This is a genomic window from Massilia sp. Masssp93 (assembly GCF_059491295.1).
Genome location: NZ_CP168502.1, coordinates 2,239,494 through 2,264,024, shown reverse-complemented (window position 1 = coordinate 2,264,024; position 24,531 = coordinate 2,239,494). Strand labels below are relative to the sequence as shown.

19 protein-coding genes are annotated in these 24,531 nt (G+C 66.2%); 15 read left to right on the top strand and 4 right to left on the bottom strand.

The genetic code is table 11. From position 1 onward, the window contains the following. Positions 1-94 precede the first annotated feature (94 nt). From ACEN9Q_RS09480 to ACEN9Q_RS09465, 4 genes are all read left to right on the top strand, one after another. Positions 95-532: an antitoxin Xre-like helix-turn-helix domain-containing protein gene (locus ACEN9Q_RS09480; protein WP_056445953.1), complete on the top strand. Its 438-nt coding sequence runs from the start codon at positions 95-97 to the stop codon at positions 530-532. After that, entirely contained in the window at positions 533-1,216 is a 684-nt protein-coding gene (locus ACEN9Q_RS09475) for an RES family NAD+ phosphorylase (RefSeq protein WP_495628192.1), read from the top strand. 18 nt (positions 1,217-1,234) lie between these two features. Then, positions 1,235-1,555, top strand: a complete 321-nt coding sequence (locus ACEN9Q_RS09470) for a DUF2288 domain-containing protein (RefSeq protein ID WP_056445945.1) — start codon at positions 1,235-1,237, stop codon at positions 1,553-1,555. A 162-nt stretch (positions 1,556-1,717) separates the two neighbouring features. Then, positions 1,718-2,461: a GAF domain-containing protein gene (locus ACEN9Q_RS09465; protein ID WP_495628191.1), complete on the top strand. Its 744-nt coding sequence runs from the start codon at positions 1,718-1,720 to the stop codon at positions 2,459-2,461. 6 nt (positions 2,462-2,467) lie between these two features. Here the strand turns inward: ACEN9Q_RS09465 and ACEN9Q_RS09460 are convergent, their stop codons facing one another. Beyond that, a complete protein-coding gene (locus ACEN9Q_RS09460; protein ID WP_495628190.1) occupies positions 2,468-4,474 on the bottom strand; it encodes a bifunctional 2',3'-cyclic-nucleotide 2'-phosphodiesterase/3'-nucleotidase in 2,007 nt (668 codons plus the stop codon). A gap of 111 nt (positions 4,475-4,585) precedes the next feature. On the opposite strand from ACEN9Q_RS09460, the gene prfB reads away from it, so the two are divergent. The 3 genes from prfB (at position 4,586) to lysS (ending at position 7,930) form a co-directional block, all read left to right on the top strand. After that, a protein-coding gene (gene prfB / locus ACEN9Q_RS09455) for a peptide chain release factor 2 (RefSeq protein ID WP_495628189.1) occupies positions 4,586-5,690 on the top strand; the annotation gives its coding sequence in 2 pieces (ribosomal slippage) (positions 4,586-4,666 and positions 4,668-5,690; 1,104 coding nt in all). A gap of 3 nt (positions 5,691-5,693) precedes the next feature. Beyond that, positions 5,694-6,356 (top strand): HAD family hydrolase, encoded by a 663-nt coding sequence (locus ACEN9Q_RS09450; RefSeq protein WP_495628188.1) that lies wholly within the window; start codon positions 5,694-5,696, stop codon positions 6,354-6,356. A 23-nt stretch (positions 6,357-6,379) separates the two neighbouring features. Continuing rightward, on the top strand, positions 6,380-7,930 hold the full coding sequence (gene lysS / locus ACEN9Q_RS09445; protein ID WP_495628187.1) for a lysine--tRNA ligase: 1,551 nt from the start codon (positions 6,380-6,382) through the stop codon (positions 7,928-7,930). A gap of 188 nt (positions 7,931-8,118) precedes the next feature. Here the strand turns inward: lysS and ppnN are convergent, their stop codons facing one another. Beyond that, entirely contained in the window at positions 8,119-9,489 is a 1,371-nt protein-coding gene (ppnN, locus tag ACEN9Q_RS09440; RefSeq protein WP_056445931.1) for a nucleotide 5'-monophosphate nucleosidase PpnN, read from the bottom strand. Positions 9,490-9,725: 236 nt separating this feature from the next. Here ppnN and ACEN9Q_RS09435 point away from each other — a divergent pair, with 236 nt between their 5' ends. Beyond that, positions 9,726-11,228 (top strand): peptide MFS transporter, encoded by a 1,503-nt coding sequence (locus ACEN9Q_RS09435; protein ID WP_056445928.1) that lies wholly within the window; start codon positions 9,726-9,728, stop codon positions 11,226-11,228. Between the two features lie 98 nt (positions 11,229-11,326). On the opposite strand, the gene ACEN9Q_RS09430 is transcribed toward ACEN9Q_RS09435, so the two are convergent. After that, a complete protein-coding gene (locus ACEN9Q_RS09430; RefSeq protein WP_495628186.1) occupies positions 11,327-12,256 on the bottom strand; it encodes an NAD-dependent epimerase/dehydratase family protein in 930 nt (309 codons plus the stop codon). Between the two features lie 116 nt (positions 12,257-12,372). Here ACEN9Q_RS09430 and ACEN9Q_RS09425 point away from each other — a divergent pair, with 116 nt between their 5' ends. After that, positions 12,373-13,269, top strand: coding sequence for a LysR substrate-binding domain-containing protein (locus tag ACEN9Q_RS09425; protein WP_495628185.1), 897 nt, complete (start codon positions 12,373-12,375; stop codon positions 13,267-13,269). 242 nt (positions 13,270-13,511) lie between these two features. On the opposite strand, the gene ACEN9Q_RS09420 is transcribed toward ACEN9Q_RS09425, so the two are convergent. After that, on the bottom strand, positions 13,512-15,767 hold the full coding sequence (locus ACEN9Q_RS09420; protein ID WP_495628184.1) for an OPT family oligopeptide transporter: 2,256 nt from the start codon (positions 15,765-15,767) through the stop codon (positions 13,512-13,514). Positions 15,768-15,947: 180 nt separating this feature from the next. Between ACEN9Q_RS09420 and ACEN9Q_RS09415 the strand changes: the two genes are divergently transcribed. From ACEN9Q_RS09415 to ACEN9Q_RS09390, 6 genes are all read left to right on the top strand, one after another. Further along, on the top strand, positions 15,948-18,383 hold the full coding sequence (locus ACEN9Q_RS09415) for a penicillin-binding protein 1A (protein WP_495628183.1): 2,436 nt from the start codon (positions 15,948-15,950) through the stop codon (positions 18,381-18,383). Positions 18,384-18,566: 183 nt separating this feature from the next. Beyond that, a complete protein-coding gene (locus ACEN9Q_RS09410) occupies positions 18,567-18,866 on the top strand; it encodes a hypothetical protein (RefSeq protein ID WP_495628182.1) in 300 nt (99 codons plus the stop codon). A gap of 160 nt (positions 18,867-19,026) precedes the next feature. Continuing rightward, the gene (locus ACEN9Q_RS09405) at positions 19,027-19,326 is read left to right on the top strand and encodes a hypothetical protein (protein ID WP_056445912.1); all 300 of its coding nucleotides are present in this window, start codon (positions 19,027-19,029) and stop codon (positions 19,324-19,326) included. Positions 19,327-19,417: 91 nt separating this feature from the next. Beyond that, positions 19,418-22,867, top strand: coding sequence for a transcription-repair coupling factor (gene mfd, locus ACEN9Q_RS09400; protein ID WP_495628181.1), 3,450 nt, complete (start codon positions 19,418-19,420; stop codon positions 22,865-22,867). 22 nt (positions 22,868-22,889) lie between these two features. After that, positions 22,890-23,738 carry a phosphoserine phosphatase SerB gene (gene serB / locus ACEN9Q_RS09395; protein ID WP_495628180.1) on the top strand — a complete coding sequence of 283 codons (849 nt, stop codon included), beginning with the start codon at positions 22,890-22,892 and terminating at the stop codon, positions 23,736-23,738. A 44-nt stretch (positions 23,739-23,782) separates the two neighbouring features. Then, positions 23,783-24,217 (top strand): hypothetical protein, encoded by a 435-nt coding sequence (locus ACEN9Q_RS09390; protein ID WP_495628179.1) that lies wholly within the window; start codon positions 23,783-23,785, stop codon positions 24,215-24,217. Positions 24,218-24,531: the final 314 nt, after the last annotated feature.

Here is a 24,531-nt window from a genome sequence, read left to right as displayed (position 1 = left end):
GCTTTGCATTCTGGCATGGCAATTCGCTTTGCACAAGACGCTTGCACGATATCCGGAAGCGGAGTATATATAATCCAAAACCGGAGGATTCCTCATGAGCTTCGCCTACGCCTACCCCAAGAGCCGGTTCGAGCCGGCGGTACTCGTCGACCTGTCCGCCCGCTCCGAGCGCGAACGGTTGTCCGAGTCGGCCCTGAAAGGATTCTTCCGGCTCGCCGACGCCTGGCGGATCCGCGACGAGGATGCGCGCGAGCTGCTCGGCGGCCTGTCGTCGTCCTCGTTCTACGAATGGAAGAAGCACCCCGCACGGGTGCTCGAAGTCGACCGCATCACACGCATTTCCTACCTGCTCGGCATCTACAAGGCCCTGCACATCCTGTACGGCGACAAGCTCGCCGACGAATGGGCCCACCTCCCGAATACCAATCCGATCTTCAACGGCCGCACCCCGCTGGCCTATATGCTGGGCGGCGGCCTGCTGGCGATGCAGACCGTGCGCCGGCTCCTCGACGCCCGCCGCGGAGGACTGTGAGTGAAACTGATCCCCCGCCTGACGGCGCTGCGGCAGTTCGACACGTGCCGCCTGATCCCCTCGCGCTTCGCCGACCTCGAGGATTCCGTGCTGGCCCCGCTGGCCGACGGCGAAGGCATGCTGCGCGACCTGTTCGACCTCGACAATGCCACCAACGATCGCCTGCGCGGCGAATCCGGCCTGCTGCCCGGCATAGGCGTGGATGAGCTCGTGTTTGGCGTGCCAAATTTCCGCATCATCAACGCGGCCTATGCGTATGCGCGTCCGGAAGGCAGCCGCTTCAACGACGGCGAACGGGGCGCGTGGTATTGCGCGTTCGACGCCGAGACGGCGCTGGCCGAGGTGGCGTTCCACAAGGCCGTCGAATACCACGAGATCGGGCGCTTCGACGACAGCGTGAATTACCAGGCGCTGCTGGCCGACTTCAGTGCCACCTTCCACGACCTGCGCGGTGCCGACGCCTGGCACGACTGCCTTGCCCCGGACAGCTACGTCGCCTCGCAGGCGCTGGCCGCCGACCTGCTGGACGCGGGCTCGATGGGCGTCATCTACCCGAGCGTACGCCGGCCCGACGGCACGAACCTCGCGTGCTTCCGCCCGGCGCTGGTCGGCAATGTCCGCAAGGGCCATGCATATCGGTTAACATGGGCGGGTTCGCCGCGTCCCGCCGTCGAATGCCTCTGAATCACGACCACCAAGCTCATGAAAACCGATCCGCTCAAAGACAACGAACTGCACGACAAGATCAACCGCGAAACCGCCCGCGTGCACTGGTCCGAACTGGAACGCCATTTCGCCCACGGCGCCGTCGTCTACGTGAGCGAAGCGCTGGACCTCGTCGAAGTCGCCGTGCGCATCGCCCACGACGACAAGGCCGCGATCACCCAGTGGATGACCGAAGGCAAGATCGCCAAAGTATCCGACGTGCAGGCCAGCACCTGGCAGGCCGCCGATACCCTGCTGTGGGCGTCCGTCGTCAGCCCGTTCGTGCTCGTGCAGCCGGAACGCCACGCCGTCCATTGAGCGGCGCGCCTGCGCCGCGCCCATTCCGTTAATGTCACATTGGGCACGAAAATGTAAAATCGAATGGAAATGTTGGCTTAGAAACACGTTCCATATCGCAACTATATTTTAAGAAATGCGAACCCCTCCGAATCCGCTATACTGACGGTAATGAGGATGTTTATGCAAAGCAACTTACAAGAAGACGACCCGATCCTGACCACGAGCGAAGTGGCACGCCTGCTGGGCGTGGCGACGAGCACCGTGCAGATCTGGATGGAAAGCGGCGCAATCGAATCCTGGAAGACGCCCGGCGGACACCGCCGCACGCGCCTGAGCCTCGTGCAAGGCTTGATGCACGGCGACGACCCGGCACGCTCGACCCCGAACCCGAGCACGGACAAGGAATACCAGCCGGCGCCTCAGGCCGGCTACCCGGTCGGCGCCAACGAGCGCGCGCGCCTGGCCGCGCTGGCCGCCACCGGCCTCGTCGACACCGACCAGGAAGCCCGCTTCGACCGCCTCGTGCGCCTGGCCTCGATGGTGACCGGTTCGCCGATCGCCCTGATCTCCCTGCTGACCTCGACCCGCCAATGGTTCAAGGCCCGCACCGGCCTCGCCGCGCGCGAGACGCCGCGCGACTGGGCGTTCTGCTCGCACGCGATCCTCAAGAACGAATTATTCGTCGTCGAAGACGCCATGGAAGACGAGCGCTTCCGCAGCAATCCGCTCGTGCTGCAGGAACCGCACATCCGCTTCTATGCCGGCGTGCCGCTGCGCGACAAGTCCGGCCAGCCGCTCGGCACGCTGTGCGTGATCGACCGCGAACCGCGCCGCCTGCGCGCGGCCGAAGTGCAAAGCCTCATCGACCTGGCCGAGATCGCCTCGAGCGAGATCCAGGCCACGGGCCGCGCCCTGCGCAACTGAGCGCCCTCATTTCGCCAGGTCGACCGCGTACAACGCGAACCCCTTGCCCTGGCCGTCGTCCTCCCGCAGTGCCGACACGTTGTCGAGCCCGGCCGCGCGCGCCAGGTCCAGCTTGCCCGGCGGCGCGTGGAACACGACCGGCCCCGCCGTCCTTGCCCGTGCGAAGCGCCAGCTGCGCGCCGCGCCGTCCGCGGCCCGCGTGAGCCGCTTGTGCGCGCGGATCCACGCGATCAGCACGTCGCGGTTCGTGTCCGGCGCCGCGATCACGGTCCGGCTGCCGTCCAGGCCGGGGAAGCTGCCGCCGCCGCTCGCGCGGTAGTTATTGGTCGCGACGAGGAAGGCCTGGTCGCTGGCGACGGGCTTGCCCCGCCACGCCAGGTTGCGGATGCGCTGGCCGGCCGGGCGCGTCACGTCGATCTCGTAGCGCAGATCGGGCGACGTGACCATGTCGAAGTTAAAACTGGGAAATCCGCCGTTGACGAGTTCCTGCGGCGCCGTCCGCGCCGGATCGATGGTGTTGAAGCGTCCTGCCGCATGTTCCAGCCACGCCTTCAATCCCGCCCCGTCGACCTTGACCGCATACAGCGCGTTCGGATACAGGTACAGGTCGGCCGCATTGTTCAGCGCGAGGCTGCCGGGCGCCACGTCCGTGTAATCGCCTGGTCCCGCCGCGCCGGCCTTGAACGCGGCCGAGACGGACAGCACGGGCACGTCCGTGTATTGCGGCAGATTCGCCTTCACGTACTCGCGCACATAGTCCGCCTGCGCCGCGTTGACGGCCTGGATGGCGGACGGATCGCCGACATCGGCGAAGTACGTCGACATGCGGAAATCCGTGCTGCCGACGGGCGTCTGCACGTAGCGGATCGTCGCCTCGTGGGCGGCGCGCACCCTGTCCAGCACGGCCGGATCGGCGGCGACATACGATTTGTCGGGCTGCTGCGTGGCGCGCGTCTCGACGACGGTCCGGTCGCGGTTGATCGTCCAGCCCTTGCCGTCGTGGCGCAGGTCGAAGCGGATCACGCCCAGGTTCTTGCCCCACAGGTTCGCCATCACGGCCGGCACGCCGAACACGGTGCCGCGCACCTTGTCGACGTGCGGCAGGTCGAACTGCGCGACCTTGCTCGCCGGATTCGGGAACAGCTGGTGCGCATGACCCATCAGCAGCGCATCGATGCCGGCCACTTGCGCCAGGTAGTAATTGCCGTTCTCCATCGTCGGGGAATACGGGCTCGCGTCCAGGCCGCCGTGCGAAATGGCGACGATCAGGTCGGCGCCCTGGCGGCGCATCTCCGGCAGGTAGCGGCGTGCCGTCTCGACGAGGCCTTCCGTGTAGACGCGGCCTTCCAGCGCGCGCTTGTCCCACGCCATGATCGTGGGCGTCGTGAAGCCGATGATGCCGATCCTTACCGTCGCCTCGACGGGATGCCCGTCCGCGTCCTCGGCCCGCACGCGCTTGGCGATGATGCGGTACGGCGCGAACAGCGGCGCGTGCGTCTTGACGCTGTAGACGTTCGCGAGCACGATCGGAAAGCCGGGGCCCGCGCACGGTTTGGCGGGCTGCTCGATGCCGGGGACGTCGAAACGGGTGCCCGTCACCTGGCCGAGATAACCCAGGCCGTAGTTGAAATCGTGGTTGCCGACGCTCCCGCCGTCATAGCCGAGGCGTTGCATCGCCTGGTAGATGGCCGGCAGCTCGCCGCACTTCACGGGCGCGACGAGGGCCTGGTAATCGCCCAGCGCCGTGCCCTGGATCGTGTCGCCGTCATCGAGCAGCACCGTGTTCGGAAACTCGCGCCGCGCCTGGGCGATCAGCGTCGCAGTGCGGTCCAGGCCGAACGAGGGGTCTTGCGCGAGCTTGAAATAATCGTAGCCGACGACGTTCGCGTGGAGGTCGGTCGTCTCCAGGATCGCGAGCGTGGCGTGGGTGCCGGGCGCCACCGGCGCGGCCAGGGCGGACACGGCCGCGGCCACGGGAATCAGCGCAAACAGATGGGAAAGGCGGGGCGTCATGGGCAGGCATCATAAGCCAGCGCCGTGGCGCACGGCAAGGCGCGCACGGGAGCGCCTTCCATTACGGTATAATCGTGGGTTCGATTCAACCAATAAAATTTGCCAAAGACCATGGAAGCTGAACGCATCAATGCCCTCTCCGCCCTGCTGAACGACCTGACCAGCCGTGAAGCCGAACTTCGGAGGTATCTTTGACTTCGACCGCAAAGCGGAGAAGTTAGAGCAGGTCAACCAGGAACTCGAAGATCCGGCGATCTGGAACGACCAGAAACGCGCCCAGGAGATGGGCCGCGAGAAGAAGGCGCTGGAAGGCGTCGTCCTGACGCTGGAAAAGGCGCGCGCCGACCTGGGCGACGCCTCCGATCTGTTCGAGATGGCGCGCGAGGAAGGCGACGACGCCACCATCGAAGCCGTGGAAGCCGATGCCGGCGAGATCGCGAAAGTGATCGAGCAGATGGAATTCCGCCGGATGTTCAGCAACCCGATGGACCACGCCAGCTGCTTCATCGACATCCAGGCCGGCGCCGGCGGCACCGAGGCCCAGGACTGGGCATCGATGCTGATGCGCCAATACCTGCGCTATTGCGAGCGCAAGGGCTTCAAGGCCGAGGTGATGGAATTGTCCGAGGGCGAGGTCGCCGGCATCAAGACGGCCACCATCAAGGTCGAGGGCGAATACGCCTACGGCCACCTGCGCACGGAAACGGGCGTGCACCGTCTCGTGCGCAAGTCGCCGTTCGATTCCGCCAACGGCCGCCACACCTCGTTCTCGTCGATCTTCGTGTACCCGGAAGTCGACGAATCGATCGAGATCGAGATCAATCCGGCCGACGTCCGCATCGACACCTACCGCGCGTCCGGCGCCGGCGGCCAGCACATCAACAAGACCGACTCCGCGGTGCGCCTGACGCACGCGCCGTCGGGCATCGTCGTGCAGTGCCAGAACGACCGCTCGCAGCACCGCAACAAGGCCGAGGCGTTCGACATGCTGCGCGCCAAGCTGTTCGAGCTCGAACTGCGCAAGCGCATGGCCGAGCAGCAGAAGCTGGAAGACTCGAAGACCGACGTGGGCTGGGGCCACCAGATCCGTTCGTACGTCCTCGACCAGTCGCGCATCAAGGACCTGCGCACGGGCTTCGAGACCGGCAACACGAAGAACGTGCTGGACGGCGACCTCGACGACTTCATTTCCGCCTCGCTGAAGCAGGGCGTGTAAGGCATGACGAAGCCCGCCTTCATCTTCGACATGGACGGCACCATCGTCGACAACATGGCGTTCCACACCGAGTCGTGGCTGGCGTTCTTCGCCCGCCGCGGCAAGACGTACGACCCCGACGCGTTCTTCCGCGAGACGGCCGGCGCCCAGGGCCGCGAGATCCTGCGCGAGCGCCTCGGCCCGGACATCCCGGACGACGAGATCGCCGTGCTGGCGCAGGAGAAGGACGTGCTGTACCGCGAGATCTACGGTCCGCACCGCGGCGCGATCCAGGGCTTCGAGGCCTTCGTGGCGAGCGCGCGCGCGCAAGGCGTGCGGCTGGCGGTGGCGACGTCGGCCCCGCCCGCGAACATCGTCTTCACGCTCGACGAACTGGACCTGCGCCGCCGCTTCGACGCGGTCGTCGGCGCGGCCGACGTCGCACGCGGCAAGCCGCATCCGGACGTCTTCCTGAAAGCGGCCGAGAAGCTCGGCGTGCCGCCCGCCGATTGCATCGTGTTCGAGGACGCGCCGATGGGCGTGGAAGCGGCGCGCCGCGCCGGCATGCGCGCCGTCGTCATCACGACCACGCTGCCGGCCGAGGCCTTCCGCGAATTCGACAACGTCGTGCGCATCGTCGAGCACTATGAAGAACTGAACGTCGGCGACCTGCTCGGCACCCCGTAATTCCTACCAGACCGATACCTGACATGAGCACCGAAAACCAAGAACAGCAACCGGGCAACGAGCCAACGAACCTCGCGGCCGAAGACAACAAGATCATCGCCGAGCGCCGCGTCAAGCTGGCCGCCATCCGCGAAAAAGGCATCGCCTTCCCGAACGACTTCGTCCCGCAGCACAAGTCGGCCGACCTCACCGAGCAGTTCGGCGGCTGGACCCGCGAACAGCTGGAAGCCGAGCCGCAGCAGGTCGTGCTGGCGGGCCGCATGATGCTCAAGCGCGAAGCCGGCAAGAAGGCCGCCTTCGCGACCTTGCAGGACGCATCCGGCCCGCGCGCCGACGGCCGCATCCAGATCTACGTCACCCTCGACAACACGGGCGAGGAAGCGATGGAAGCGCTGCGCCACTACGACCTGGGCGACATCCTCGGCGTCGAAGGCACGCTGTTCAAGACCAAGACCGACGAGCTGACCGTGAAGGTCACCCTGCTCCGCCTGATCACGAAGGCCCTGCGCCCGCTGCCGGACAAGTTCCACGGCCTCGCCGACCAGGAAACGAAGTACCGCCAGCGCTACGTCGACCTGATCATGAACGAGGAAACGCGCCGCACGTTCAAGGCGCGCACCGCCGCCATCTCGTCGATCCGCCGCTTCATGCAGGACCACGGCTTCATGGAAGTCGAGACGCCGATGCTGCACGCGATCCCGGGCGGCGCCGCCGCGAAGCCGTTCATCACGCACCACAACGCGCTGGACATGCAGATGTTCCTGCGCATCGCGCCCGAGCTGTACCTGAAGCGCCTCGTCGTGGGCGGCTTCGACCGCGTGTTCGAGATCAACCGCAACTTCCGCAACGAGGGCGTGTCGATCCGCCACAATCCGGAATTCACGATGATGGAGTTCTACGCCGCGTGGACCGACTACAAGTGGCTGATGGACTTCACGGAAGCCGTGATCCGCCAGGCCGCCATCGACGCCCACGGCACCGCCGAACTGACCTACGGCGGCCGCGCGCTGGACCTGTCCAAGCCGTTCCACCGCCTGACGATCGTCCAGGCCATCAACAAGTTCGCGCCGCACTACACGGACGAACAGCTGCACGACATGGCGTTCCTGAAGGCGGAACTGGCGAAGTTCGGCGTCAAGCCGCACGCCATCTCGGGCCTGGGCGCGCTGCAGCTGTCGCTGTTCGAAGAGACGGCGGAAGCGCAGTTGTGGGAACCGACGTTCATCATCGACTACCCGGTCGAAGTGTCGCCGCTGGCGCGCGCGTCGGACACGCGCGAGGGCATCACGGAACGCTTCGAGCTGTTCATGGTGGGCCGCGAGATCGCCAACGGCTTCTCCGAGCTGAACGACCCGGAAGACCAGTCGGCGCGCTTCCTGGCGCAGGTGGAAGCGAAGAACGCGGGCGACGAGGAGGCGATGTACTACGACGCCGACTACATCCGCGCGCTGGAATACGGCATGCCCCCGACCGGCGGCTGCGGCATCGGCATCGACCGCCTCATGATGATCATCACCGACTCGCCGAACATCCGCGACGTGCTGCTATTCCCGCACCTGCGCAAGGAAGATTGACCGCCACAGGCAGGTGACGCATCACGAAAAAAGGCGCGGACGTTGAATCGTCCGCGCCTTTCTTATATGTGGCTACCTCAAAACGTCGTCCCTGCGAAGGCAGGGACCCAATTTGTACGCGCAGCCGCAACGCGCGCAACTTGGATCGCCGCCTCCGCGGGGATGACGGTGTTCTTGCGTTATTTATCTTAGCGAACCACCCGATAGCAAGGCACATACTCCTTGCCCGGCAACTTCATGCGGCTCTGTTCGACGAACGACTGCAGCAACGCATCCATCGGCGCCATGATCTCGTTCTCGCCGTGGATCTCGAACTTGCCGAACTGCTCGATCGCGCGGATGCCCTCTTCCTTCACGTTGCCCGCGACGACGCCCGAGAATGCGCGGCGCAGGTTCGCGGCCAGCAGGTGCGTCTCCTGGTTTTTATGCAGCGACAGGTTGCGCATGTTCTCGTGGGTCGGGCGGAACGGCTTCTGGAACTCCGGGTCGATCCGCAGGCCCCAGTTGAAGTAGTACGCGTCGCTGCGCGACTTGCGGAACTCGCGCACCTGGCGGATACCGGTCTGCATCTCGCGCGCCACGGCGTCCGGGTCGTCGACGATGATCTTGTAGCGGCGCTGCGCGTCCGGGCCGAGGGTCAGACCGATGAACTGGTCGATCTGTTCGAAATAGGCACGCGCCGTCGCCGGTCCCGTGAAGACGAGCGGGAACGGCAGTTCCGCATTGTCCGGGTGGAGCAGGATGCCGAGGATGTACAGGATCTCTTCCGCCGTGCCGGCACCGCCCGGGAACACGATGATGCCGTGGCCCACGCGCACGAAGGCCTCCAGGCGCTTCTCGATGTCGGGCATGATCACGAGGTCGTTGACGATCGGGTTCGGCGATTCGGCCGCGATGATGCCCGGTTCCGAGATGCCGAGATAGCGGCCGCCCTGCAGGCGCTGCTTGGCGTGGCCGATGGTGGCGCCCTTCATCGGCCCCTTCATCGCACCCGGGCCGCAACCCGTGCAGATATCGAGTTCGCGCAGTCCCAGCTGGTAGCCCACGTGCTTCGAGTAGTTGTACTCGACGCGATTGATCGAGTGGCCGCCCCAGCACACGACGAGGTTCGGATTGCGCTGCGGCTGGATCACGTTGGCGTTGCGCAGGATGTGGAAGACGGCATCCGTGATGCCTTCCGGGCGCGTGAGGTCGAAGCGCGGATTGTCCGTCACCTCGAAGTTCACGTAGACGATGTCGCGCAGGACCGAGAACAGGTGCTCGTGGATACCCTTGATCATCTTGCCGTCGACGAAGGCGTGCGCGGGCGCGCCGCGGATATCGAGCTTGATGCCGCGTTCGCGCTGGATGATCTTGATGTCGAAATCCTTGTAGCGCTCGAGCAGTTCCTTGCCGTCGTCGATCGAGCTGCCGGAGTTGAGCACCGCCAGCGCGCATTTGCGGAAGATCTGGTACAGCCCGCCCTGGCTCGTATCGAGGAGCTTGGACACCTCGGCCTTCGACAGGACTTCCAGCCGTCCTTCCGGAGAAATCAGCGTATCGACAACGTCGTAATTCATGGTTGGTTCCTTTCCTCTTCTGTGAATCAGTGTCGCTTTTGCTCCAATATACGACAAGTCACACGAGTTTGCGTCCTCCATTTCGTTTATGCCGATTCGCCATACGGATGAGCCGTAAAAAGCTGGCCCGGCATGCACGATTTACACTAAAATGCGACGCTGGGCAGCCATCCTTACCCAGGCCGGCCATGCCCCGAAAAACGCAATCATTCTTATAAAGATAGGGGAGGAACCGCATGAGCGGTGCAGCTACTACAACCGCCGAACCGAGAGCGGTACCGGAATTCAGACAGATCATGGGGCACCCGGCGCCGCTGTGGATGCTGTTCATGACCGAATTCTGGGAACGTTTCGCTTTCTACGGCATCCGTTGGGCCCTTGTGCTCTACATCGTCGCCCAGTTCTACGGCGGCAGCGGCGTGGGCCAGGCCGACGCCAACCTGACCTACGGCTCCTACCTCGCCCTGGTGTATGCCGGCGCCGTGTTCGGCGGCTACATCGCCGACCGTGTGATCGGCTACCAGCGTTCCATCCTCGTCGGCGCCGCGTTCATGGTGCTCGGCCTGTTCGCCATCACGGTGCCGAATCCCGACGTCTTCAAGCTGGGCCTCGCCACCATCATCGTCGGCAACGGCATGTTCAAGCCGAACATCTCCGCGATGGTCGGCCAGCTGTACGGGATCAACGACCAGCGCCGCGACTCCGGCTTCACGATCTTCTACATGGGCATCAACGGCGGCGGCTTCCTCGCCCCGATCCTCACGGGCGTCCTGGCCGAGAGCATGTCCGGCCAGAGCGGCGTCCCGGCGTACAAGGTCGTGTTCTTCGCGGCCGGCGTCGGCATGATCCTGTCGCTGATCTGGTTCCAGATCGGCCGCCGCATGTTGAAGGGCATCGGCGCCGCCACCGGACCGCTCGGCAGCCCGATGCGCCTCGTCGGCGTCATCATCGGTTCGTTCGTCGTCATCCCCGTCGTCTACTTCGTGCTGAAACTGGGCGCGGAAAAGCTGCAAGGCCTGCTGTCGGTCCTCTTCATCATCCTCGCGATCATGCTGATGGTGGAAGGCATCCGCGGCGGCGCGGTCGTGCGCGACAAGACGATCGCGATGCTCGTCATCTTCTTCTTCAACGTGATGTTCTGGTGCTTCTTCGAGCAGGCCGGCAGCTCGTTCACCTTCCTGGCCGAATACATCGTGCGCCGCGACTTCAGCGGCTGGACCTTCCCGACCGGCTGGTTCCAGTCCGTGAACACGCTCGCGATCATCGTGATCGCACCAATCGTCGCCTCCGTGTGGGTCGCGATGGGCCGCAAGAACCCGTCGATCCCGCGCAAGTTCGGCCTCGGCCTGATCTTCAACGGCCTCGCGTTCCTGCTGCTGATGTTCGCCCTGCAGCACCTCGTCGGCCCGGACAGCAAGATCCCGTTCTGGACCCTGTTCATGGTCTACGTGATCCAGTCCGTCGGTGAGCTGTGCCTGTCGCCGATCGGCCTGTCGATGGTGACCAAGCTGGCCCCGACCCGCCTCGTCGGCCTGGGCATGGGCGGCTGGTTCCTGTCGACCGGTATCGGCAACAACCTGTCGGGCATCTTCGCGTCGGTCGTATCGGGCGAAAAAGGCATGACCGTGGAATCGGCGCTGTCCGGCTACACGTTCGGCTTCTGGGCCCTGATCGGCGCCGGCGTGCTGCTGTTCCTGATCGCGCCGCTGATCCAGAAACTGATGCACGGCGTGAAGTAAAACGACGGCCTCTCAGGCCGACGTTTTACGTAGGGTGGGCATCCCATGCCCACGCGTGACGCATGCATCGCGTTGGCCTTGGCCTTCGCGTGGGCACCCTACACGAACGCCAGGTCGTGCAACTGGATCGTATCGTCGATCCACTCGTCGCAATGCCCGAACCGGTAGCCGAGCGCCTGCGCGCGCGCCGTGTCGAGCACCATCGGGCCCGGCACGTCGAACGGCGACAGGCGGCCCGGCGGCGATCCCGCCGCGCCACGGCGGGTGCGCACCGGCGTATCGAGCACGGCGCCGACCCGCTCGAACAGGCGGGCCGCCGACAGCGCGCCGTCGCACGCTCCGTTGACCGCCCCCGTGAACGACTGCATCCCGACCCAGACGAGGAAATCGGCCGCGCCCCGCAGCGGCAGGAACGACAGGGCGGCGTCCGCGTTCGCATATTCCAGGACGCCGTTCATCCGCGCCAGTTCCACGTAGTGCGCGAGGCGGCCCGTGAAATCTTCCGGTCCGCCCAGCACGTGCGCCAGGCGCGGCACGACAAGCGGCAGCGAACCGTCGCGCACGAGATAGGCCTCGGCCTGCACCTTGCCCGCGACATAGCACTCGGTGGCGCGGCACGGGTCGTGCCAGGGGTAGCCCGTGTCGATCGTCTGCGCCTCGATGGCGAGGTCCGGTTCCGTCAACGGCCGGCCGTGGTCGTAGCCGAGGACGCGGTAGGCGTCGATCGTCGACGCCATCACGTAGCGCCCCACCCTGCCCGCGAACGTGCGCACGGCGATGGCGGCGTCGAGCGGGTTGTAGCACATCTGGTCGTAGACGACGTCGAACGGTCCGGCATCGGCGAACGCGTTGCGCATGGCGGTCTCGTTGCGGCGGTCGACGCGCACGCGCGCGATGCGCTCGCCGAACGGGTCGGGCGCGTAACCGCGCGTCGCCACGGTCACGCGATGGCCGGCTCGCAGCAGGCGCTGCACCAGCAGCCTGCCGATGTAACGGGTCCCACCGATCACCAGGATGTTCTTGGTCATGAAGTTTTCCTTAGGCACGTCGTCGTCGATCCGCTATATTCTGTAACCAGAACCGCAATTGTTCAAACTAGAAAAATAAATGTTATGAGTAAGAAAAACTTATGCTGGAGTGAGCGGTGAGGCCGCTGCGCAGCCTCTCCGGCCTGATCGATTTCGAATGCGCCGCGCGCTGGGGCAGCTTCAAGCTGGCCGCGCGCGAGCTGCACAAGACGCCGGCCGCCGTCAGCCTGCAGGTCAAGCAGCTCGAGGAAGCCGTCGGTTTTGCCCTGTTCGTGCGGCATCCGCGCCACATCGCACTGACGGCCAAGGGCCAGGAACTGGCGATCGCCGTGGCGCGCATGCTGGCCGACCTGGGCGCCAAGGTGGCGGCCCTGCAGCGCGGCAGCGACGAAGCCGTGCTGCGCATCTCGACGACGCACTCGTTCGCGATCAAGTGGCTCGTGCCGCGCATGTCGCGCTTCACGAAGCTGCATCCGGAACTGGACCTGCGCATCGATTCGAACGACACGCCGGTCGACATCGAGGACGATGCCATCGATGTGGCGATCCGCTACGGCCCCGTGAAGGACGGCGACCCCGCGCTGCTGTTCCGCGAGCGCCTCGTGCCCGTGTACAGCCCCGACCTGCTGGCCGACGGCCAGGACGCGCTGCAGCTGCCGGACCTCACCCGCTTTCCGCTGCTGTGCGAGCGCACGCCGGAGGGCTGGCTGCAACTGCTGAACGAAAACCGCGCGCTGAAGGGCGACTACGATTTTTCACGTACGTACAGCCATTGGGGCGTACTGGCGCAGGCGGCCGTGGCCGGCCAGGGCATCGGCCTCGTGCCGTACGGGATCGCGTTCGAGGACATCCGCACCGGCACGCTCCTGCAGCTCGCGTGCAGGAGCGCGCCGTTCGGCTATGGCTACCGGCTCCTCGTCAATCCGCACAAGGAGGCGATGACGAAGATCCGGCATTTCCGCGACTGGATCGTGGCCGAGATGGCGGCGATGCGCGCAACGCTCGACACGTGATGCGGCCGTTCATGCGTGTCGTGGGCACCGGGCGCACACCCGACGTGAACATTGCGTTCGTAGGGTGGGCTCCCCGAGCCCCCCATTGGATCTGACGCGATGCGCGCGACGCTCGACACATGATGCGGCCGTTCATGCGTGTCGTGGGCACCGGGTGCCCATCCGACGTGAACATTGCGTTCGTAGGGTGGGCTCCCCGAGCCCACCAATGCGGTGAGTGCCGCGCGCCCGCGATCACGCCGTCATTTCGCGGCCTTCTCGCGCCCGACCACGTACAGCAGCACGCAGATCGCCGCATACGGCAGGATCGACAGCAGGTCCGAACTCGCGCCGGCGAAGAACGGATTCGCCGCTTCCGCCCACTTGTTCATCGTATTGTCGAAATCCGTCATCACCCCGGCCGTGATGGCGATGATGATGCCCGCCAGCGCGCCGCCGGCGATGTAGCCGGAGGCCAGCAGCGTGCCCGAGCTGCGGTCGCCCGCGGCCTGCAGCTCGTCCCCGGACAGGCCCGTGTATTGCGGCAGCGTATTGTTGCGGCGGTCGACCAGCCAGCGGATGATGCCGCCGATCGCGATCGGCAAGGTCGACACGAGCGGCAGGTAGACGCCCACCGTGAACGCGAGCGACGCGACGCCCGACATCTCCAGCACGACGGCGACCATCACGCCGAACAGCACGAGGGTCCACGGCAGCTGGTGGTCGAGGATGCCCTTGATGATGTACGACATCAGCACGGCCTTGGGCGCATCGAATTTCTTGACCTCGGAACCATCCGGGCGCGTGTGGTACTGGCCGTTGATGCCCGGGTCGACGAGGTACGCGAGCGTGCCGTCCGCGCGCACGAGGTATTTGCCGGCGGGGCCGCCGTGCGTGTCCGTCTTCTGCCAGACTTTGTAGGTCGCGTGGTCGGTGGCCGCCTGCGGGCCCTGCAGCTGCATCGTGTCCGTCAACCGGGATGCGTCCGTCGTCACGTGCGGCGCCACCTGCGCGGCCGGCACGTACACGGTGCCCGCGTCGTTCAGTTTCAACAGGATCGGCCCCAGGATCAGCGCCGACGCGAGCGCGCCCGCGAGGATCGCGTATTGCTGCAACCTGGGCGTCGAGCCGACGAGGAAGCCTGTCTTGAGGTCCTGCGACGTCGTCCCCGCATTGCTGGCGGCGATGCAGACGATGGCGCCGACGGACAGCGCCGTCACGTAATAGCGCCCGCCCGTCCAGCCCATCACGAGGAAGATCAGGCACGTGAACAGCAGCGTCGCCACCGCCATGCCGGAGATCGGGTTCGACGACGAACCCACCTCGCCCGTCAGGCGCGACGAGACGGTCGAAAACAGGAAACCGAATACGAGGATCAGCAGCGCGCCCAGCAGATTCATGTGCAGCGGCGTCGCGAACGTGATCGCGGCGATGATGCCCAGGCAGCCGATGACCACCCATTTCAGCGGCATGTCCTGCTCGGTGCGCAGCGACAGGTCCGCGGTCGAGCCTTTGCCGATGCCGGCCAGCCCGCCTTTCAGGCCGTTCCAGATCGTCGGCAGCGAACGCACGAGCGAAATCAGGCCGCCGGCCGCGACGGCGCCCGCGCCGATGTACAGCACGTAGGCGCTGCGGACGTCGTCCGGGCTCATGTCGCGGATCAGCATCGTTCCCGGCGCCACCGGCACCGTCAGCGCGTCGCCGAAGAATTTGATCATCGGGATCAGCAGCAGGTACGACAGCACGCCGCCGCCCGCCATGATCATCGCGATGCGCGGCCCGATGATGTAGCCGACGCCCAGCAGCTCTGGCGAGATCTCGGCGCCGGCCGAACCGGCTTTCAGCGGCGCGTCGAACACGAAGTTCACCGTGTCCTTCCACAGCTTGAGCGAGATGTTGAGCACCTTGTACAACAGCCCGAGCCCGAAGCCGCCGAAGATGATGAAGGCGCGCTGGCGCGCTTCCTTCGCCTCGTCCGAACCGGCGTCGCGCACTTCGCCGGCGGCCTCGCGCGACGATTCCGTCGCCGCCGCCTTCAGCACTTCGGCGCAGGCCGTGCCTTCCGGGTATTTCAGTTCGCGGTGCTGGTCGACGATCATCGTGCGGCGCATCGGGATCATCATGAGGATGCCCAGCAGCCCGCCCAGCACGCCCACGAGCATCACGCGCGAGATTTCCAGGTCGAAGCCGAGGATCATGATCGCGGGCATGGTGACGCCCAGGCCGAACGCGAGCGATTCGCCGGCCGAACCGGCCGTCTGCGTGATACTGTTCTCCAGGATCGTCGCCTCGCGCCCGCCCGCCTTCCTGGCGAGGCCGAACAGCGTGATCGCGATGACGGCGACGGGAATCGACGCGCTGACGGTCAGGCCGACCTTGAGCACGAGGTACAGCGAGGAGGCGCCGAAGATCATCCCGAGCACGGTGCCCATGATCAGGGCGCGCCACGTCAGCTCCGGCAGCGTGCTGGACGCCGGAATATACGGCTTGACGGCCGGCGGGCTGGGGTCATAAGGCATGGGAGGGGTTTCCTTCAGGCGTGGGTATTGACGAACAGGACCGTCGGGATCGCCGGACGGGCCCTGAAAGCGTGACTATCGCACATGCCGTAGTGGAAGAAAAGCGGATTATAATTTCGCACATCGCCCGTAGTTACGGTCTCCCAACGGGTTTTCGACCCGCATCAAGAGAGTTCTGTTTTGACAAATACCCGCAAGCCGGCAACGCCGCGCGCCCTCCGCCAGCGCGGCTTCCTGATTCCGGCACTGGCCATCCTGGCCGCCGTCATCGTCCTGTTCATCGCCGGCGTCGGCGGTTACATCGTGTTCCGCGTCCTGCCCAACGTGCCGGCGCTGGATGCCGTCACCGACTACCGGCCCAAGATCCCGCTGCGCGTCTACACGGCAGACAACGTCCTCATCGGCGAGTTCGGCGAAGAGCATCGCGATTTCGTCCCGATCAAGAAGATCCCCGACCTGATGAAGAAATCGCTGCTCGCCATCGAGGACGCCCGCTTCTACGAGCACGGCGCCATCGACTGGAAGCGCGCGATGGGCGCCGTCGGGTCGAACCTGCGCGGCGGCTTCGGCTCCGGCGGCGCGTCCACGATCACGATGCAGGTGGCGCGCAACTTCTTCCTGTCGCGCGAAAAGCGCCTGTCGCGCAAGATCAACGAGATCGCGCTCGCGTACAAGATCGAGGCCGCTCTGTCGAAGGACGAGATCCTCGAGCTGTACATGAACCAGATCTACCTGGGACAGCGCGCCTACGGCTTCTCGAGCGCCGCGCGGATCTATTTCAACAAGACGCTGGACCAGCTCTCGGTCGCCGAGATGGCGATGCTGGCGGGCCTGCCGCAGAACCCGGCGCGCCATAATCCGGTCGCGAATCCGAAGCGGGCGCGCGAGCGCCAGCACGCCGTGCTGGGCCGCATGCGCGCGCTGAACTACATCACGGAAGAGCAGTACCAGAAAGCGCTGGCCGAGCCGCTGCGCGTCAACCAGCGCGGCGTGCAGGACTTCGGCACGCACGCGGAATACGTGGCCGAACTGGCGCGCCAGGCCGTGTACAACCAGTTCAAGGAAGACGCGTACACGAAGGGCATCCGGGTCTACACGACGATCCTGAAACCCGAGCAGGACGCCGCCTACGCGTCGGTCCGGCGCAACGTGCTGACCTACGACCAGCGCCACGGCTGGCGCGGCCCGGAAGACCGCATGGACCTGCCGTCCGACCCGGCGGAACGCGAGGACGCGATCAACGACGCCCTCGGCAAGCGTCCCGTCAGCGAGGGCCTGATCCCGGCCGTCGTGCTGTCGGCGACGAGCAAGGCGGTGCGTGTGGAGACGGTCGACGGCGACATGGTCGACCTCGCCGGCGCGGGCCTGAAATTCGCCCAGGCCGGCCTGTCGTCCGGCGCGAAGGCGAGCATGCGCCTCACGCCCGGCGCCATCATCCGCGTGGCCAAGGATGCGAAGGGCAACTGGAGCGTGACGCAGGTGCCGCAGGTGGCGGCCGCGTTCGTCGCCATCGACGCCGATACCGGCGCCTACCACGCGATGGTCGGCGGCTTCGATTACAACTTCCAGAAATTCAACCACGTGACGCAGGCCTGGCGCCAGCCCGGCTCCGGCATGAAGCCGTTCATCTACTCGGCCGCCGTCGACAAGGGCTATTCGCCGGGCACGCTCATCCTCGACGCGCCGCTCGACATGCCGGGCGAGGACGCCGGCAGGACATGGTCGCCGCAGAACGACGACAACAAGTACGACGGCCCGATCACGATGCGCCGCGCGCTGGCCGAATCGAAGAACGTGCCGTCCGTGCGCCTGCTGCGCGCGATCACGGTGCCGTATGCGCATGAATTCGTCGGCAAGTTCGGCTTCGACCTGGCGCGCCAGCCGCAGAACTACACGCTGGCGCTGGGCACGGGCGCCGCGACGCCGCTGCAGATGGCCGGCGCGTACGCCGTGTTCGCGAACGGCGGCTACCGCGTGCAGCCCTACCTGATCGCCCGCATCGAGGACGCCGACGGCAAGATCATCCAGCAGACCAAACCGCCGGCCGAGCACACCGACGAGCAGCGCGTCCTCGATCCGCGCAACGCCTTCATCACCGACAGCATGCTGCGCGACGTGACCCGCTACGGCACCGGCGCGGAAGCGACGAAGGCGCTCGGCCGCACGGACATCGCCGGCAAGACCGGCACGACGAGCGATGCGATGGACGGCTGGTTCTCGGGCTACGGCGGCAACGTCGTCGCGGTCGCGTGGATGGGCTACGACGATCCGAAATCGCTGGGCGGGCGCGAATTCGGCGCCACGGTCGCGCTGCCGATCTGGATCGACTACATGCGCGTGGCGCTTGCCAAGAAGCCGCCGCAGGAAGAGCGCCTGGCGCCGGACGGCGTCGTGCGCGAGAACGACGACTGGGTCTACGCCGAGTTTGCCGAGACGCCTGCGCTGGGCGGCATCGACCTCGACCAGGCACCGGACCCGAACGCCGTGCAGCCGGTCGAGGGCGGGCCGCTGGTCACGCCGGTCACGCCCGGCGCGCCGGGCACGGCGCCGGCGCAACCTCAGCCTCAACCACAACCGCAGCCGCAGCGGCAGCAGCCGTCGAACACGCTGTTCTGAGCGGTCGACGACCACCCCGACGGGCCGCCGCGTGCGGCCCGTTTTCGTTGGCGCCCTGTCAAGCGCATTGCCACAAAACAAAGAGATCGTGCGTCCAGTCCTACATGTCTGTACGGGCTGATCCTATTTCGTGCAGGCATGTGTGCCGCCATGATGGCGTCACTTTTACAACAGGAGTGAACGATGAAAAAGTACCAAGCCCTTCTGATCGGCGGCCTGATGGCCATGAGCCTGGCCGCATGCAGCTCGACCGCCACCAACGGGACCAGCAGCGACGCGACCGGCAGCTCGTCGGCGGGCGCCACGTCCAGCAGCGCCGGCTCGAGCGCCACCGGCACGACCGATTCCGCCACGATGGGGACCCCGGCCACCGGCGCGGCGGGCACGGCGAATTCCCTCCCGCCCACGACCTCCGCCGGCGGCGCCGGCAACTCGGACGCCACCGGCCAGGGCACCAACACCCAGGGCACCAACGGCCACTGATCGCTTCCACCGTCCGTCCGGCCCATCCGCGGCCGGACGATCGCCCCACCGCACCATCGCTCCGTACGCCCAATCCTACAGGGCGTCACGTACCCATCCTATTCTGCACCGCCCTGCTCCGCCGCATGATGTTTGCGTTGCTCAATCACGGGAGCGAATCATGAAAACGTATCGAGGCATCCTGATCGGGGGCCTGATGGCCCTGGGCCTGGCGGCATGCAGCGCCACGGGCGGCAATGCGGGCGGCAATGCAGGCGACAGCATGCGCGGCAGCTCGGCGTCGGGGGCGACCTCCAGCGGCGGCGCCGGCGAAGGCGTACAAGGCGCCGGCGGCCCGGGCGCGATGCCGGCGGGCACCGCGACCTCCGGTTCGTCCGGCACCTCGTCGGGCATGAGCGCCTCGGGCGCGACGGCCACCGGCAACTCGGGCGACAACACGTCGGGCACCGGCGTACGCTGAGCCAGCCGCGAACGGGCCGGCGCAGGGCGGCCCGGACGTTGTTCGTCTATAATGGCTGCTCGTCCTGACGACCCGACAATAGCACGCGTCAATGCCCTTCGACCTCACCAGACACCTTCCCAAACCCGGAACCCGTTTCGCCCTGCCCCAGCTGCATGGCTCGGCCGATGCCTATGCGCTCGCCGTCGCCGCCCTCGCGCTGAAAGCCAGGAAGCAGATGCTGACCGTGATCGTCGCGAACGCCAGCGACGGCCAGCGCCTGCTCGACGAAATCCCGTGGTTCGCCGAAGGCAAGCTGTCGTGCCACCTGCTGCCGGACTGGGAGACGCTGCCCTACGACGCGTTCTCGCCACACCAGGACCTCGTGTCCGAGCGCCTGGCGACCCTGCACGAAATCCGCAACGGCCAGTGCGACGTGCTCGTCGTCCCGGCGACGACGGCGCTCGTGCGCCTGGCGCCGCCGTCCTTCCTCGCCGCGTACACGTTCTTCTTCCGCCAGGGCGAGCACCTGGACGAGGCGAAGCTCAAGGCCCAGCTGACGCTCGCCGGCTATACCCACGTCACGCAGGTGATGTCGCCCGGCGAATATTCCGTGCGGGGCGGCCTGATCGACCTGTTCCCGATGGGTTCCGCGCTGCCGTACCGCCTCGACCTGTTCGGCGACGAGATCGAGACGATCCGCACGTTCGACGCCGACACCCAGCGCTCGCTGTACCCCGTCAAGGAAGTGCGCCTGCTGCCGGGCCGCGAATTCCCGATGGACGAACAGGCGCGCAGCGCGTTCCGCGGGCGCTGGCGCGAACGCTTCGAAGGCGATCCGTCGCGCTCGACGATCTACCGCGACATCGGCAACGGCATCGCGTCGGCCGGCATCGAATACTATCTGCCGCTGTTCTTCGACGAGACGGCCACCTTGTTCGACTACCTCCCGGACGACGCATCGCTCGCCCTGGTCGGCGACATCGAGGCATCCATCCAGCGCTTCTGGACCGACACGGAGTCGCGCTACAAATTCCTCAAGACCGACCGCGACCGCCCGATCCTGGAACCGAAGGAGATCTTCCTCGGCACCGAGGACTTCTTCGTGCGGGCCAAGCCGCACGGCCGCTGGGCCATCGCGCGTGACGCGGGCGCGGGCGCATCGGAACTGTCCGCAGCGATCCCCGACATCGCCGTCAACCGCCGCCTCGACGATCCGCTCGCGAACCTGCGCTCGTACCTGATGCAGGCGGCCGGCAAGCGCGTGATGATCTGCGCGGAATCGGCTGGCCGGCGCGAGACGCTGCAGCAGTACTTCAACGAATACAAGCTGGATCTCGCGCCCGTCGAAGGCTTCGACGGACTGCGTGCGTCGGATGCGAAGGTCGTGCTGGGCGTCGCGCCGCTGCAGGCCGGCTTCGAACTGATGGAAGAAGGCGCCGGCCGCCTCGTGTTCATCACCGAGACGGAGCTGTACGCGGGCACCGGCCGGCGCGCGGGCAAGAAGAAGCAGGAAGCGGGTTCGCAGGTCGAGTCGATGGTGCGCGACCTGTCCGAACTGAAGATCGGCGACGCGGTCGTGCACATCAACCACGGCATCGGCCGCTACCTGGGCCTCGTCAGCATGGACCTGGGCGAAGGCGAGACGGAATTCCTGCACCTCGAATACGCAAAAGAGTCGAAGCTCTACGTGCCGGTCTCGCAACTGCACGTGATCTCGCGCTATTCGGGCGCCTCGCCGGAAGACGCGCCGCTGCACACGCTCGGCTCCGGCCAGTGGGACAAGGCCAAGCGCAAGGCGGCGGAACAGGTGCGCGACACGGCCGCCGAGCTGCTGAACCTGTACGCCCGCCGCGCCGCGCGCCAGGGCCATTCGTTCGAATATTCCGCCGGCGACTACGAAAACTTCGCCCAGAGCTTCGGCTTCGACGAGACGCCGGACCAGCGCGCGGCCATCGCCGCCGTCATCCAGGACATGACGTCGGGCCGGCCGATGGACCGCCTCGTGTGCGGCGACGTCGGCTTCGGCAAGACCGAAGTCGCGCTGCGCGCCGCGTTCATCGCCGTCATGGGCGGCAAGCAGGTCGCGATCCTCGCGCCGACGACCCTGCTCGCGGAGCAGCACGCGCAGACGTTCTCCGACCGCTTCGCCGACTGGCCCGTGCGCATCGCGGAGCTGTCGCGCTTCCGCACCGGCAAGGAGATCAACAACGCGATCAAGGGCATGGCCGACGGCACCGTCGACATCGTGATCGGCACCCACAAGCTGCTGTCGCCGGACGTGAAGTTCACGCGCTTAGGCCTCGTCATCATCGACGAGGAACACCGCTTCGGCGTGCGCCAGAAGGAAGCGCTGAAGGCATTGCGGGCCGAAGTGGACGTGCTGACGCTGACCGCGACGCCGATCCCGCGCACCCTCGGCATGGCGCTGGAAGGCCTGCGCGACTTTTCCGTCATCGCGACGGCGCCGCAGAAACGCCTCGCGATCAAGACGTTCGTGCGCGGCGAAGACGGCTCCGTGATCCGCGAAGCCTGCCTGCGCGAACTGAAACGGGGCGGCCAGATCTACTTCCTGCACAACGAGGTCGAGACCATCGAGAACCGCCTCGCCATGCTGCGCGAACTGCTGCCGGAAGCGCGCATCGCCGTCGCGCACGGCCAGATGCACGAGCGCGACCTCGAAAAGGTCATGCGCGATTTCGTCGCCCAGCGCTACAACATCCTGCTGTGCACGACGATCATCGAGACCGGCATCGACGTGCCGACGGCGAACACGATCATCATGCACCGCGCCGACAAGTTCGGCCTCGCCCAGCTGCACCAGCTGCGCGGCCGCGTCGGCCGTTCGCACCACCAGGCCTATGCCTACCTGCTCGTGAACGACGTGCTCGGGTTGTCGAAACAGGCGCAGCGCCGGCTCGACGCCATCCAGGCGATGGAAGAACTGGGCAGCGGCTTCTACCTCGCCATGCACGACCTGGAAATCCGCGGCGCCGGCGAGGTGCTGGGCGAGAACCAGTCGGGCGAGATGCTGGAGATCGGCTTCCAGCTGTATTCCGACATGCTGAACGAAGCCGTGAAGGCGCTCAAGGCCGGCCGCGAACCGGACATGAGCGCGCCGCTGTCGTCGACGACCGAAATCAACCTGCACGTGCCCGCCCTGCTGCCGGCCGATTTCTGCGGCGACGTGCACGAACGCCTGTCGATCTACAAACGCCTCGCGAACTGCGAGGACCAGGGCCGCATCGACGACATGCAGGAAGAACTGATCGACCGCTTCGGCAAGCTCCCCGATGCCGTGAAGGCGCTGATCGAGACGCACCGCCTGCGCATCGCGGCCAGGTCCGTCGGCATCGTCAAGATCGACGCGCACGCGGAAAGCGCCAGCCTGCAGTTCATGGAAAAGCCGCCCATCGATCCGATCAAGATCATCACGCTGATCCAGAAGAACCGCCACGTCAAGCTGGCCGGCCAGGACAAGCTGCGCATCACATCGAACATGCCGGACCTGGCCGCGCGCGTGAACCAGCTCAAGCAGACCATCAAACAACTCCTCGCGTAATCACCCACAAGCAGAACGAATCATGTCCACCAAGCTCGTACTCCAGGGCCCCCAGGCCGACCAGGCCGCGCTCGCGCGCGTCGCCCAACTCGCCCGTCCCGCACGCACCACCGAACTCCACGCACACGCGCTGCGCTGCGACGGTTTCGACGTCACGCCGGAACTCAAGGCGGCCGTCGACGCGGCGGCCCACGCCGCCGGCATCGACGCGACGTTCGTCGATGCCGGCCTGACCCTGGCAGATTTCGGCCTGGTTGCGATGGACATGGACTCGACCCTGATCACCATCGAATGCATCGACGAGATCGCGGACATGCAGGGCCTCAAACCCCAGGTATCGGCGATCACGGAAGCGGCGATGCGCGGCGAACTGGATTTCGCCGAGAGCCTCACGCGCCGCGTCGCGCTGCTGGAAGGCTTGCCGACGTCGGCTTTGGCGCGCGTGTACGAGGAACGCCTGCGCATCTCGCCGGGCGGCGAAGCGATGCTGCTGGGCGTGCAGGCCGCGGGCCTCAAGACGCTGCTCGTATCGGGCGGCTTCACGTTCTTCACCGAGCGCCTCAAGACGCGCCTCGGCCTGGACTACACCCACGCGAACGTGCTGGAGGCGGCGGGCGGCGTGTTGACCGGCAGGGTCGTCGGCGGCATCGTGGACGCCGAGGAAAAGAAACGCACCGTGGAGCGCGTGTGCGCCGAACTGGGCATCGATACGAAGCGGGCGATCGTCATGGGCGACGGCGCCAACGACCTCAGGATGATGGGCGTGTCCGGGCTGTCGGTGGCGTTCCGCGCCAAGCCGGTCGTGCGCGCGCAGGCGAACGTGGCGCTGAATTTCACCGGACTGGACGGGCTGTTGACCATCCTCGGTTGAACTGGGTGTACAATTGACGCGTGGAAACATTTTAGGAAATCATCATGACTATTTCCTCCCTCACGTCGACGACATCCACGCCGACCTACACGACGCCGAGTCCGCCCTCAACCACGCCGCCAACGACAGCGACGAACAGCGTGGCGATGGCCGCGCTGGCCCAGGAAGCGAGCATCGTGGCGACGCTGGGAAGCGCCCCGTCCGGATTCCAGACGTATGACGCCACCGGCCTGCTGAACCAGGTCGCGGCCGCCAGCAACGCGGCCGCCGGCGCGGCGCCGCAACCGCCCGCCGCGGACGGCACGTCGACCAGCCAGGACGCGTCCACGACCACATCCCCGGCGTCCGACACGTCGGTGTCCGCCGCCGTCCCCGGCGACTGGGGCACGATCCTGAAAGCCAATCCCGCGCTGACGAGCGTCGCGGTCGCCGACGCCGTCGCGCAAGGCATCGTCAATACGATCAACGTCTACGCCTGAGCGGCGCCTGACAGCCTCAAGACACGCCGTCGGCCCCGACGGCGCGCCTACCCACGCCCGCGCGCCGCGCGATCCATCCCCCTTCCGCTACTAATCTTTCGAGCAAGATTGTTACACTCCGCGTATATGCATATCCGGAATTCTCATGCTCATCCTGCCCTGTTTCGAGGTCGGCATCTCCGCCATGGTGTCCAGAATAGCCGCATTCCGTCTATTTCAACAAGCAAGATTGCCTTGTATGCATCAATTTCACAACAGTATAGACAGGTGACGATTGTGAATACGGTTGAGCGGTCGGTACACTGGCCCACGCC

Coding starts and splice junctions, on each gene's coding strand:
- ACEN9Q_RS09420 (WP_495628184.1), bottom strand. CDS start 15,767: ATGCCTTATGACCCCAGCCCGCCGGCCGTCAAGCCGTATATTCCGGCG.
- serB (WP_495628180.1), top strand. CDS start 22,890: ATGTCCACCAAGCTCGTACTCCAGGGCCCCCAGGCCGACCAGGCCGCG.
- ACEN9Q_RS09405 (WP_056445912.1), top strand. CDS start 19,027: ATGAAAACGTATCGAGGCATCCTGATCGGGGGCCTGATGGCCCTGGGC.
- mfd (WP_495628181.1), top strand. CDS start 19,418: ATGCCCTTCGACCTCACCAGACACCTTCCCAAACCCGGAACCCGTTTC.
- ACEN9Q_RS09430 (WP_495628186.1), bottom strand. CDS start 12,256: ATGACCAAGAACATCCTGGTGATCGGTGGGACCCGTTACATCGGCAGG.
- ACEN9Q_RS09450 (WP_495628188.1), top strand. CDS start 5,694: ATGACGAAGCCCGCCTTCATCTTCGACATGGACGGCACCATCGTCGAC.
- ppnN (WP_056445931.1), bottom strand. CDS start 9,489: ATGAATTACGACGTTGTCGATACGCTGATTTCTCCGGAAGGACGGCTG.
- ACEN9Q_RS09410 (WP_495628182.1), top strand. CDS start 18,567: ATGAAAAAGTACCAAGCCCTTCTGATCGGCGGCCTGATGGCCATGAGC.
- ACEN9Q_RS09465 (WP_495628191.1), top strand. CDS start 1,718: ATGCAAAGCAACTTACAAGAAGACGACCCGATCCTGACCACGAGCGAA.
- lysS (WP_495628187.1), top strand. CDS start 6,380: ATGAGCACCGAAAACCAAGAACAGCAACCGGGCAACGAGCCAACGAAC.
- ACEN9Q_RS09435 (WP_056445928.1), top strand. CDS start 9,726: ATGAGCGGTGCAGCTACTACAACCGCCGAACCGAGAGCGGTACCGGAA.
- ACEN9Q_RS09480 (WP_056445953.1), top strand. CDS start 95: ATGAGCTTCGCCTACGCCTACCCCAAGAGCCGGTTCGAGCCGGCGGTA.
- ACEN9Q_RS09470 (WP_056445945.1), top strand. CDS start 1,235: ATGAAAACCGATCCGCTCAAAGACAACGAACTGCACGACAAGATCAAC.
- ACEN9Q_RS09460 (WP_495628190.1), bottom strand. CDS start 4,474: ATGACGCCCCGCCTTTCCCATCTGTTTGCGCTGATTCCCGTGGCCGCG.
- ACEN9Q_RS09390 (WP_495628179.1), top strand. CDS start 23,783: ATGACTATTTCCTCCCTCACGTCGACGACATCCACGCCGACCTACACG.